We start from the raw sequence: 12,241 nt of genomic DNA on the forward strand, positions 1-12,241 counted from the left end.
GCTCAGCTCACTTTGGGTGGGCAGATTCCCGCCTCGATAGTCTCGTCCTCTCGGACGGACAATCTCAACGCAAATCTGCTACAGCGCCATGCGGCAGGGCCGTTAGGTTTAATTAAAACTGATGAACACAAATAAATACATTTATAAGTATGTAAATAAGGAAGATGGAATGAGAATTCTATTTGACAATACCTTAAAATTTTCTTCTCCAAATGATTTTAATGATCCTTTCGACTGCTATGATGAACTCTTAAAATATGATATAACAAAAGAGTTTATTGAGGAACAAATTAAAATTGGGATTTTAAAATTTGAAAATGATGAAGATAAATTACCTCTTCATGAACAAAAAAAACTACTTTCAAATCTTTATAATAGTGACAATGAAACAATAAGGAACTCACTTTCTTTTTTAAGAAATGATTTAAAAATATCATGCTTCAGTGAGTTGTATAATCAAATCTTAATGTGGTCACATTACGCAGATAAGCATAGCGGTTTTTGTATTGGCTTTGATTTAGATTTGTTAAGCAGCTCTATTGACTTTATCTTATCAAAAGTAAATTACTCTCATGATTTTGAGAAAATTAACTATTGCTTAAGTCCTAATAAAGCACTTGAGTATATGATTTCCAATAAATCTATACATTGGGAATATGAGAAAGAAATAAGACTAAGGACAAATATTCGCAAAACAAATTTTAAAGACTCTGAGAACGGAATTGTTGAAATTAATAAAGACTGTATTAAGGAGATTTATATTGGTAGCAAGTCTCATATTAGTAATGAAGAAGCCTACCTTCTTGAAACCAAATACTCAAATTTTAATACAATTATAAAAAAGATGGAACTAGATAAAAATAGTTTCAAATTAAATGATATGAACTGGATAAATAACTAAACCTAACACGCTAGAATAAAGCATATGGAACCAGTGATTTTTAAGAAGTTGGGTGGGGCTATTGAAGACTTCCAAATCTTTGATTTGACTTTAATTATGAAAAGGTAAAAACAAATAAAAGCTTTGGCTCAGTAGTGTTTTGGAAGGTTGGCACGTTCAATCTCCATACGCTTCATCTAGCCAACATTGGGAACATTTCCCATAACCCACAAAAAACAGATTTAAATAACCAAAATAGAAACGTTATGGAAATTAAAAAAATGAATTTAATCGTCTTAAGTCTTATTGCTTTACTGGCTTTAAGTGCATCAAAACCAAAGAAAACCAGACTTGACGAAAATTTTAAAGAAGTTTCGCATCGTTTTTATGCTTCTGCATATGAAGTAACAAATAAGGAATTCAGGGATTATCTAAATGATATCAAAAAGCAAAACAAGATAAAAGAATTTGAAGAAAATTTTCCTGACACAACCCAATGGACAAAAACTTTTCCAAATGCCTTTACAGAACCATGGACTGAGAAATATTTTTGGCATCCAGGTTTTGATAAATATCCAGTAGTAAACATCACAAAAAAAGCGGCGACAGATTATTGCAAATGGTTAACCGATAAATACAATTCATCTGAAAAAAGAGAATATAAAAAAGTTGTATTTAGACTTCCCACCGAACAAGAATGGAATCAAATGGCTGCCGTTCTGTCAGGACATAATTTGCCTTGGTATGGACACTTTGCATATGAGCCAAATCAAGACAAGTATTGCGCGAATGTCAAATTTAGGAACCAATGGTCAAAAGAATCTAAATATGAATATGCTGCAGACGGTGCTATGACAACAAGCGTAGTTGGAAATTATAAAGCCAATAAACTTGGTCTATTTGATGTAATTGGCAATGTTGCGGAAATAACAGATTCTGGAATCATAAAAGGCGGTAGCTGGGATAATACAATTGATGAATGCGTAGTGAATAAAGCACAGGATTTTCAACTTCCTGACCCAAGAGTTGGATTTAGAATCGTTATGATTATCGAAGAATTAGTAAAAAAACTACCCGAGACACAGTGCTCTTTAGAAATAAAAAAATAACAAATGACTACAACCCTAGAAAAAGAACAGAAAACAGGTATTTCAATTTTACTTCTCTCAAAACTATTTGAAAGGATATCCTTTTATTTAGTCATGTCTATTTTGGTTATATATTTAACCGATTCATTAAATATTGAAGCAACAACAGCCGGAGTATACTATAGCATATTCTATGGAGCCATTTTCATTATGTCTATCGTCTCAGGACTTATTGGGGATATAAGCAATAGAGTTAAAATTGTTACAACGGGATTCATAATCATAGCCGCAATGTATTTGTTACTAGCTTTTCTCCCAAATGCCATTGCCGCGACTATGACAACTTTAATTATTCTTGCATTAGGTATTGGACTCGTTTCGCCTAATATTATTGTGCTTTTAGGAAATATATACAACGAAAAGAATAATGAAATAATTGGCCTGTCAGGTTTTATTCTGTTTTCAATTATAACCAGTGCTGGTGGTTTCATTGCACCATTGTTGTCTGTCTTTATTCGCAACAATTTAGGCTATAGTTCTGTATTTGTATTTGCATCTGTTTTTGGCTTAATTTCTTTAGTTCTTTTCAATAGATTTAAGGTTATTTCTGCTCAACTTGCACCTGATAAAGTTGAGAACATAGAAAGTCGTCCAATCAAGAATTTAAATGCGGTTATCTTATTTTCAATTCTCATCATAGGAATATTAGTCCGGTTTGCACTTAATCAGAATGATTTAACTTTTACATATTCAGTAAAGGATTATATGGATAATGGTTATCAGCTTAGTCAAACTTTCAAAGATTTCGATAGCTATATTTCCATTATTCTATTGACTGTTTTTGCCATTATAATTGCAAGGACAAAGCAATTAACATGGGCTATGGTTTTAAATATTATTCTAGTAGGCGTTATTCTTTGTTCTTTTGTTTTTATATCATTAGCATGTTATAATTCACTATCTCAAATATTTGAACCAAGTACCATTTTTATAAAATCCTTTGTAATACTGCTAATAGCTGAGACATTAATATCACCTACAATTTTTTATACTATTTATAGAAGTTCACCAATCAAACGAAAAGGACTTTTTCAGGGAATTTCTTATCTGATAATGGGTATCTCAAATCAATTACTATTCCTAGGTGCCATGTTATATCAACAAAACCAAACACTAGCATATTTAGTATTTGGAACTTGCTTACTTACCTGTGCAGTTTTAATTCTTATTTTAAAGATTATTGTAAGGAAGAGATTACTTGAGATAAAAAACCTGTCTAATAACTAAACCGAATAATACATTTCAGACCCGTTACTCCCTATTGAAATACAAAAGAGACAAATAAATGAGAAAACTTCTTGCCATTAATATATTAATATCACTATTGGTTGCGGTTTCATCTTGTAAAAATGAGGAGGATCAAATTAATGGAATGTGTATTAATAATGATATTTTTACACACACTACAAATGACATCATCGCATATTCAAAAGTATTCATTGACAAAAACAATCGATTTTCTATAGAATTACCAAAAGACTGGATGTATGCGGAGAATATAATTGATTCAGTGAAAGGCGTCGTTGCATCTGATACAACGATTAATTTTCATCAGAATGGAATAGTTAATGTTTGCGAATACAAGACACATTTTACCTCACTAAGGGAATACTTTGCTGCAGAAATTGAGAATCTTGATACTGATAATCACTTTAATATCATTCAGATTGGAAAGGCTAGAATAAATGGACTTGAATCATTTTGGACGTTGTACGAAGAAGTAAAAGATACCACTAGTAATATGATAGAAAACCATAAATCTTTGATTTACTATGTTCAAAGAAATAAATCAGATACGTTTTATCTCCTTGAAACTACGGTCTATGATATTGAGAATTACCAAGAAAAACTCCGAGAATTAAGGCCAATACTTGAAACATTCAAAATAAGAGTGGAACCCAATAAAAATTAAGCGAGCCAACACATCTTGTAAGATTTGTAGTTACAGCCACCTATCTAAACAAACTCAAGCAAACAATAAAACGATGAAAAAAATCTTCTTCTTTATGGCCGCACTAGGCCTGGTACTAGGACTAATGGTCCATGTTATTTCTTTGCTCGGCATTTATATTGGCGACACAGTACCTTATGTGTGGGCATTACACGCCGGGGTATTTGTTGTGTGGCTGCCGGCCATACTCACTCTTAAAAAGCATCCTGAGTTACAACAGAAAGGTTTTAAATCCAATATGACGCCAAAGCAGTTTTATGGCATCCTGTTTAAAGGTACTCCCCCAGCAGTGGTGGCTATTTCTGCCTTCTTCTTTGCCTACATGGCCATCAACTTCATACTATTTATGCAAGCCAGCATGGCTGGAATGCCTGATATTATAGATGGAAAATATGTGTTGCATAATCATGGAGAAATTATCCGCGAGCTAACAGAAGCGGAATACTTTAAGATGGAAGCCAATACGATACGTGGATTTTCAGGTCACTGGATGGCTTTTTATGCAGTGGCAATGGGTATTTTATGGCCTGGAAAAGAAAGTGAGGGAGTTAGAGCAGAAGCTCAAGGGAAAGCATAATTTATTCCAAGATTCGGCTCTCTTATAGCATGCATCAGCAGCAAAAAACTAATACACTTATATCTTCATTATCGTCTAACGCAAAAAATCTACAAAACCATGCCAGGCAGCACTGATAAGTTAAAAACACTGGATAACAGCAAACTGATGGATGTTGTTAAGAACTACAAGCAATATGGCTATGACCTTGAAATACGCCAGGCCGCTATCACCATACTCGAGGAACGGGGCATTAGCACCCAGGACCTTAAAATGACTGGTAACTTTGAGAATACTCGATTTGAGGAAGCCAGCAGGTATTTCGATTCATTCTTCCGCTCTTCAAAACTGGCCCTGATAGCCTATTGTGCAGTTATTGCATTCAACCTGCTTCCCGGGTTTATCGCCGAAATAGCTCCTTCCATCCTCACTTTGGTTGTCATTGGTTCATGGCTATCGTTAATCATCTACTTTGTTTTCATTATAAAATCATTGCTCGACCACAACAGGCTTTACAAGCTCATTGGGAACAATTACAACACCAACGGCACCATTATGTATTACATACTGGGTGCGCCGCTGTACTTTATCTTTTATTTCGTGTTTAAAAAGCAGGTTTATAACGAAATGAGGACGATACAGTGATAGAGTCTGCCTGTTCGCAACTTAAACAAATACGAAGCAAGCACTTGCCGGATATAACACACCATCGTGTTAATTGCTGGTGTAATGCCGGCAATGTTGTACTTTTGCGATTACATGCATTAACACGAGCTATTTGATTACCGTTAACACATATCATTCAGGCACTCAGCTGCCTCTGACTAATGACCACCATTGCATTGTGTGGGCAACCAAAGCCAATGGCCATCTGGCTATTGATAACAAAACCTTTGAGCTTGGCCCTGGTCAGTTGTTAACAGTGGGTAAAAATCAAAAGCTAAGTATCGACCATGCACACATTGAAGGGTATTACCTGCTGTTTGATGACAGCGACTTCCCTACCTCCTCCATCGATTCGGTATGCCGTATCATACTGCTCTATAACCATTTTAACATGCATAATCAGCTGATTATACCTGAGGCCTCTCAGCAGGAATTCAGGCAGCTGTTTCAAATCATGCATACCGAAAGTTTCACGTCGCAGGAGCCAGCCATTAACCCGGTACTATCATTGTTACTTCAGACCCTACTGCTTAAGATGGAGCAATTCATCAAAAACACTGAGCTGATTGACCTCAATAAAAACACCATAGAAGAAGCATACCTTACTAAGTTTCTTACACTGCTTGAGAAACACTATACCAGCAAGCACCAGGTAAAGGACTATGCTGAATTAATGAACTTACCATCGCGGAAGCTTAATGACATCATTAAAATATACCTGGGCATAACTGCCAAAGAGATCATAACCTCCAGGTTATATATTGAGATTGCCCGCAGACTGCAGTTTACTTCCGAAACCATTAAGGGAATAGCCTACCAGATGGGATTTAACACGCCCTACCACATGTCTAATTTCTTCACTAAAACAAAGGGTATTTCGCCACAAGCCTATCGGGATCTATTGAAAAAATAGCGTTCTGCACAGTTTTGTATTCTTATTGCACATTTTGGCATTTTTCGGGCACCTGTGCCGGCATAATTTTGTCGCATAATAATTTTAAAACAAACGAAAAATGAAAAAAGAATTATTCCACGGCCTGCTGGCAGGCTTATTAGCAGGTGTTGTTTCAGTGATGTATTTACATGTGTACTCATCTAATATGGGCGTTGACTTTTCGGCCATAGCCCAACCCGTTATGATACTTATCTCCAGCATTGCAGGTACTGTTATTGCAGCGGCCGGTTACTGGTTATTGAAGCGGCTCAGTTGGTTAGGCAACAAGACAGATCTAATCTTCACCAGTCTGTTTTTTATATTGTCATTCATTTCTATTTACGGCACATTTGGCGCTCCCCTGCCCCCCGAAACAGTACACCCCGAATTATTCACCGGTCTGGTTATTCCAATGCACTTTTTCCCAATGCTATTTTGGTTAATGATTAAACAACTGTTTCAGAAGCAGGCAGTATAAAACCATAACCAATGAAATTACCAGTAATCGTAAGCATTGCCCTGGCGTTAATTAATACCTATGCCTCAACACACAATATGCATACAGAGAAGATGAAAACAGAAACACCAACAAAAGTGACCATTGAGTTTTACCACGATGTACTATGCGCCTGGTGCTTTGCCTTATCACCAAGGGTGAGGCAGCTTGCCGAAAACCATCCTGAAATTGAAATCATACACCGCAGCTTTGCTCTTTCGCCCAACAAAGAAAGAATAACGCAGGTATTTGGCAGTAAAGAAGAAGGGAAAAGGCAAATAATACAGCACTGGAAAGCAGCTAATGCCAATGATGACCAGCACAGAATCAATGCTGAGCTGATGGTGCAGAAAACCTTTGACTACCCCTACTCCATGCCGGCACTGATGGCATGTAAGGCGGCAGAATTCCAGGGTGGTGAACAAGCCCATTGGGACTATTTTGATGCTGTGCAAAAAGCGCATTTAAGTGAGTGTCGCAACATAAATGATCCAGCTGTACTTATTGATGTAGCCCAATCACTGCACCTGGATATTGACCGATTCAAACGTGATTTTGAAAGCAAACGAGCTCAGGAAGCTGTTGAAGTTGACATGGAAAGCGTCCACAAATATGGCGTCAACAGCGTACCTACGCTCATTATTAATCAAAGCTATAAAGTGAGTGGAGCAGTTTCATACAACGATTTAGAGGATATACTAACAAAGGTTTTGAATGAGACCATAAATAATTGAAAAATGAGAATAATAGTTTTAGGATATAAAGGAAATGTTGGCCGGCCATTGGTGGATGTACTGCAGAAGTCGGGCCACGAAGTGCTAAGGGTAAGCCGATCCGATGGCGATTACCAGTTGGACTACACAGACAGTGATGCCATAGAAGCTTTTTACAAGCGCATTGGTCAATTTGATGCCGTCATCTTGGTGGCAGGCCAGGACGGGTACTTCGGCCCTATGGAAAGTATTGGCAAGGATGAGTTCGCCATCGGATTTGATAAAAAGATGATGGGCCAATTCAATATGGTTTTAATCGGTCAGAAGTACATCAACCAAGGTGGACATTTTATACTCACCAGTGGCATTTTAAGTGATGTACCCAATCCCAACAGCTTAGTGCTGGGGACAGTCAATGCAGCGGTTAATGCCTTTGCCAAGCACGCATCAACTATGCTGGAACGGGACATAAAGATTAACGTGATCAGTCCGGGTGTTGTAACAACTGCACCAGACACCATTATTGGCCATGCAAGCGTTAACAGTACACAACTGGCCAAGGCTTATGAAAAAGTGTTGCACAGCCATGAAAGCGGCAAGGTGTACAAGGCCTGGAACCTTAAAGCAGAAGGCGTCTTATACCGCGATTTACTGGACTGATTAATGAGCCAAATGTTAAAAGCCACATCGTTCAACATGCAATAACGGCCATCGCAATGCTTTTGATGATTCGCAAAAAGAAAAAAGACCATCAATTCAATCAACGGAATATGATTTCGATTACATTTGATAAAAAATGTTGGTATGATTACTCCTGTTTTATTGGTTGTTGTGGGATTTGCCGCCTTGATATTCGGCGCCAACTGGTTGGTGGATGGTGCTTCGGCATTAGCCCGCAAACACAAAGTCTCGGATTTGGTCATAGGCCTTACCATTGTGGCATTTGGCACATCAGCGCCCGAACTGGTGGTGAACAGTATCGCATCATTTAAAGGCTATTCGGATATTGTATTGGGAAACATACTGGGCAGCAACAACTTCAATTTGTTCATTATCCTAGGGCTATCGGGGCTCATTCTTCCGATACGCGTGCAATCATCCACTGCATGGAAAGAGATACCTATTTCATTGTTTATCTCCATTCTGCTGCTGTTCCTGCTCAACGATTTTCTGTTTGCAGCACCCAGCTATTCCAGCAGACTGGATGGAATAATTATGCTGATATTGTTTGGTTGTTTCTTGTACTATGTTTTTAACCAAATGAAACACGATGTGCCAACGCCATCGTCAGACACCCACCAGTCGAACTTAAAAATATGGGGTCTCATTATTATCGGGTTCGTAGGCCTCATAGTGGGTGGTCAGCTGGTGGTTACCAACAGTGTGAGTATTGCTGATACATTGGGCGTGAGTGAAAAAATTATCGGACTCACCATTGTGGCTGCCGGCACTTCATTGCCCGAGCTGGTGACCTCAATAGTTGCTGCCAGCAAAAAGAATAGTGACATAGCCATTGGCAACGTTATTGGCTCCAACATCTTTAATATTCTTTTGATTTTATCCATCAGCAGCATTATACAGCCTATTGAGTATAATCCTAAGTTTAACCTGGATGTGTTAATACTGATTGGCGGAACCATCTTCCTGTTTACCTCGATGCTCACTGGCAAGCGTAAGCAGCTGGATCGCTGGGAGGCTGCTATACTATTTGGTTTTTACCTGACGTATACCGTTTACCTGGTGATGCAAGAGCTATAAAACCTGTCTGACAGTTACTTATAATACGAATCGCACCTTTATTACCTTTTGAATAATAAAGATGCGATTCATCCGCTGCCACCTCACGATATATGCACCTGGAAAACAAAAGCGCACATTAGGGAGCTCGCCAGCCAGCATTGGATTTGGGCGGTTAATGAATAGATGTGCTTTACTAAGCTGAGCTGTCATAAAGGAGCCTGCTCAGCTTATTCTCGCTGAAACCACATCTTTGTTAATATATCCAGCATTTTAACGACACGGCATCCTGTACCTCTTCTGTATAGGCTTTGGTGTCGAAACATTTCTGCGCATTATTGTAATCACTGCTAAAACTTAACTTTTGACCCGCAAAAATGAAAGACTCTGCATCCATGTTCACCTCTTTGATGCAGTACTTCTTGTCTTTGTTGCTAATCAACTTATTTTGGGCCGCTGCCAAATTCATTAAACCCTGGCTGATTTGCGCCACCGGCAAAGCCGGGTAATGGTCAAAATGCCCGAGGCACCATTCTGGTTTCACCTCCCCCAAAGAGGCGGAGCTGCTATCAACACACAAATTCATATCGTACAGGTTCACCACATCACCATAGGGACTAAAGCCTTCTGATTTAAATGTTGCCGACTTGTATTTTGCGAAAAAACGCTCGAATAACTGCACCGTTAACACCGAATACTGCACCGTGGCGGTATACAGCACTTCACCCTGCTGGTCGTAAATAGCCCCTTCGGCCAGTCCATTCTTCCGGTTAAACTCTTTAGCGGTCATAACCCCTTTATACAACACATCTTCGCAAGGCCTATCGTGCACCCGCCTTAACGTGGCTTTACTAGCCAAATAGAAATGTTTGTCTTTCACCGGATTAATATTAGCCACCGCCAAACTGCCCAAGATAGCAATGTGACGGCCTGCTTCAGCCAGGGTAATACCTGCAATTTGGCTATTGTCAAATAGTTCCTGCTCAAATGTAGCTGTAACAGTTCTGTCTTCCGTGTGAATATCCTTCAACGAATTGTAAGGATACGTGACTTCAATCAGTTGATTCAAATCTTTCATCAATCCTAAAACCTTAAGTTAATAAATAAGATCTGAGATACTCACATCCAAGGCTCTAGCTATTTGTGCCAATTTTAATATGGTTATATTGTATTTCCCGTTTTCAATATACCCCATGTATGACCTGTCTATTCCCGCTTTAAAAGCTAGTTTTTCCTGGGAGTATCCTCTTTCCTTTCTTTTTTGTCTGATATTATCCCCAATTACATCTAACATTTCTCATCTATCTTTTGGCAAATTTGACATTTATAAATACTCCAATCCACAGAGTATATTCGGTATTTTATGCCCGAGCAATATTATCATAATTTTCTAGACGGATCATAAAAAAAGCCACCCCCTAAGGGAGTGGCTTTCTGTACATTGATATTTTATTGTTTATTTCACTACTCTTATACCCAATTACACTTTAAACGCATTTATATGCTTATTCAGTTCATTAGCCTGCTCAAATAAACGCGTAGCACTGGCACTTAACTCTTCGCTACTGGCGCTATTCTCCTGGGTTATCTCATTGAGCTGCTGCATAGAGAGCGATATTTGCTCCATGGCCTTTGTTTGCTCCAGAGAGCTATTGGCAATTTCACTCACCATGGTCATGGTCTTTTGCACTTCAGGCACTGTATCTGCCACATAGCGGTTTGATTCACTGGTGAGAGACACGGTCATTGAGGCCTCTTTGGTAATAGTTTCGGCAATCATCTCAGTGCTCTCAGCCAGCTTCTTAACTTCGCGGGCTACAATGGCAAAACCTCTGCCATGCTCACTGGCTTTAGCAGCCTCAATGGCAGCATTTAAGGCCAATATTTTAGTATTGAGGGCAATCTCATTGATGGACATGGCTTCCTTGTTAATTTTTTGCATGGCGGTGTTGGCCAGCTCTGAGTTATCAGCCACATTTCTTATCCCTTTTTCTGCGTTTTGGGAGATGATACCGGCATTATTAGCATTATAAGAACTCTGCTGCACATTGCTATTAACCTCTTCTATACTGGCACTTATCTCCTCAATATTTACCGCTTGGGTATTGGCAGCCGTGCTTAAGTGATTCGCCGAACTGGACAGTTGATTGCCATGTATCACAATTTCTTCTGAAACCATTTTCATATTGCGAATCATCTCCGAAATTTTGGCAGACATATTTTGCAAATCACGGCTGATTACACCAAATTCATTGTTTTCTTTGGCTAATCTGAGCTCCTTTCCCTGAGTCAAATCACCTTCTTCCAACTTTGAAATGACGGTCTGTAATTCTCTGATAGGCTTCTTAACGACCTTTTGCAATACATAAACCGTTGCAAACAAGGCACCAAGCGCCGGCACAAACAGCCAGTAATTATGCGATACCCCAAAAGAAAACGCTGTTAAGGCCAATATGGCCAGACTGGGTAAAAAGAACATTGCCACTTTCCAAACAATGGAGTTTTTACCAATGTAGTATACCACCGGCAAATACAGCAGCGAACTACCAGTCAACAAGATCAAGTATTCCAAGTATACGTTCATGATACTTTGTGTTAGATGTTGTAATAATGATTTTTTAAATAGACAGATTGTTATTATTACAAATATACATATTACTATTTCTTTCTATTGATAAATAATTAACAAATAGTACGCATTTAATTATACCATCACACAACTCTCTTTAACCTAATTAGTTCCACAGATTAATAAGATTATTTTGGCTTTTAGGATGATAAATAGGCTGTTGCATTAAGCCGTACCATCTATTATCGACCACCAGCATCAATCGCTTTGTTCATGCAGCATTGACCTAACAGACGCGGCACATGGGCCGAAAAAGATGGCATTGCACACCTTTTTCAATGAGTCGCCAGATTTGAAATAGTTGGCATTTAAATACATTTGGGAACTACAAAGACATTTACAGCGAAGGCGACCTGCGGCCGCCTTCGCTGTAACATTCTACCTAACTAAAAGGCAATCTATTTAATTACTAAAATTATAAACCCACACAAACCTGCCCCCTTCACCAAGCTACCCTTTACCATTATTATTGTTTAATATACTCATGGCTAGTCTATAACCCTCGTATTTTAATTTAAATCTATCCAGTCC

At 38.5% G+C, this 12,241-nt stretch carries 14 protein-coding genes; 11 read left to right on the forward strand and 3 right to left on the reverse strand.

From position 1 onward, the window contains the following. Window positions 1-121: 121 nt before the first annotated feature. The 11 genes from KEM09_RS21335 to KEM09_RS21385 all read left to right on the forward strand — a co-directional run bounded on the left by KEM09_RS21335 (window position 122) and on the right by KEM09_RS21385 (window position 9,102). Window positions 122-901 carry a DUF2971 domain-containing protein gene (locus KEM09_RS21335; RefSeq protein ID WP_212231881.1) on the forward strand — a complete coding sequence of 260 codons (780 nt, stop codon included), beginning with the start codon at window positions 122-124 and terminating at the stop codon, window positions 899-901. Window positions 902-1,146: 245 nt separating this feature from the next. Beyond that, complete coding sequence (locus tag KEM09_RS21340) at window positions 1,147-1,989, forward strand: formylglycine-generating enzyme family protein (RefSeq protein ID WP_212231890.1); 843 nt, start codon at window positions 1,147-1,149, stop codon at window positions 1,987-1,989. A gap of 3 nt (window positions 1,990-1,992) precedes the next feature. Beyond that, window positions 1,993-3,255, forward strand: coding sequence for an MFS transporter (locus tag KEM09_RS21345; RefSeq protein WP_212231892.1), 1,263 nt, complete (start codon window positions 1,993-1,995; stop codon window positions 3,253-3,255). Between the two features lie 58 nt (window positions 3,256-3,313). Continuing rightward, entirely contained in the window at window positions 3,314-3,940 is a 627-nt protein-coding gene (locus KEM09_RS21350; RefSeq protein ID WP_212231894.1) for a hypothetical protein, read from the forward strand. 73 nt (window positions 3,941-4,013) lie between these two features. After that, on the forward strand, window positions 4,014-4,556 hold the full coding sequence (locus KEM09_RS21355) for a hypothetical protein (protein WP_212231896.1): 543 nt from the start codon (window positions 4,014-4,016) through the stop codon (window positions 4,554-4,556). 99 nt (window positions 4,557-4,655) lie between these two features. After that, complete coding sequence (locus KEM09_RS21360; protein WP_212231898.1) at window positions 4,656-5,180, forward strand: hypothetical protein; 525 nt, start codon at window positions 4,656-4,658, stop codon at window positions 5,178-5,180. Window positions 5,181-5,313: 133 nt separating this feature from the next. Beyond that, a complete protein-coding gene (locus KEM09_RS21365; protein WP_212231900.1) occupies window positions 5,314-6,114 on the forward strand; it encodes a helix-turn-helix domain-containing protein in 801 nt (266 codons plus the stop codon). 100 nt (window positions 6,115-6,214) lie between these two features. Next, window positions 6,215-6,613, forward strand: a complete 399-nt coding sequence (locus KEM09_RS21370; RefSeq protein ID WP_212231902.1) for a hypothetical protein — start codon at window positions 6,215-6,217, stop codon at window positions 6,611-6,613. An 11-nt stretch (window positions 6,614-6,624) separates the two neighbouring features. Beyond that, window positions 6,625-7,365, forward strand: coding sequence for a DsbA family oxidoreductase (locus KEM09_RS21375; protein ID WP_212231904.1), 741 nt, complete (start codon window positions 6,625-6,627; stop codon window positions 7,363-7,365). 3 nt (window positions 7,366-7,368) lie between these two features. Continuing rightward, complete coding sequence (locus KEM09_RS21380) at window positions 7,369-8,004, forward strand: short chain dehydrogenase (RefSeq protein WP_212231906.1); 636 nt, start codon at window positions 7,369-7,371, stop codon at window positions 8,002-8,004. A gap of 144 nt (window positions 8,005-8,148) precedes the next feature. After that, window positions 8,149-9,102, forward strand: coding sequence for a calcium/sodium antiporter (locus KEM09_RS21385; protein ID WP_212231908.1), 954 nt, complete (start codon window positions 8,149-8,151; stop codon window positions 9,100-9,102). Window positions 9,103-9,337: 235 nt separating this feature from the next. Here the strand turns inward: KEM09_RS21385 and KEM09_RS21390 are convergent, their stop codons facing one another. The 3 genes from KEM09_RS21390 to KEM09_RS21400 all read right to left on the reverse strand — a co-directional run bounded on the left by KEM09_RS21390 (window position 9,338) and on the right by KEM09_RS21400 (window position 11,665). Continuing rightward, window positions 9,338-10,159: a hypothetical protein gene (locus KEM09_RS21390; protein ID WP_212231910.1), complete on the reverse strand. Its 822-nt coding sequence runs from the start codon at window positions 10,157-10,159 to the stop codon at window positions 9,338-9,340. Window positions 10,160-10,177: 18 nt separating this feature from the next. Continuing rightward, on the reverse strand, window positions 10,178-10,375 hold the full coding sequence (locus KEM09_RS21395; RefSeq protein WP_212190644.1) for a helix-turn-helix domain-containing protein: 198 nt from the start codon (window positions 10,373-10,375) through the stop codon (window positions 10,178-10,180). A gap of 186 nt (window positions 10,376-10,561) precedes the next feature. Beyond that, window positions 10,562-11,665: a methyl-accepting chemotaxis protein gene (locus KEM09_RS21400; RefSeq protein WP_212231912.1), complete on the reverse strand. Its 1,104-nt coding sequence runs from the start codon at window positions 11,663-11,665 to the stop codon at window positions 10,562-10,564. Between the last annotated feature and the right edge of the window lie 576 nt (window positions 11,666-12,241).

The organism is Carboxylicivirga mesophila (assembly GCF_018271975.1).
GTDB lineage: Bacteria > Bacteroidota > Bacteroidia > Bacteroidales > Marinilabiliaceae > Carboxylicivirga > Carboxylicivirga mesophila.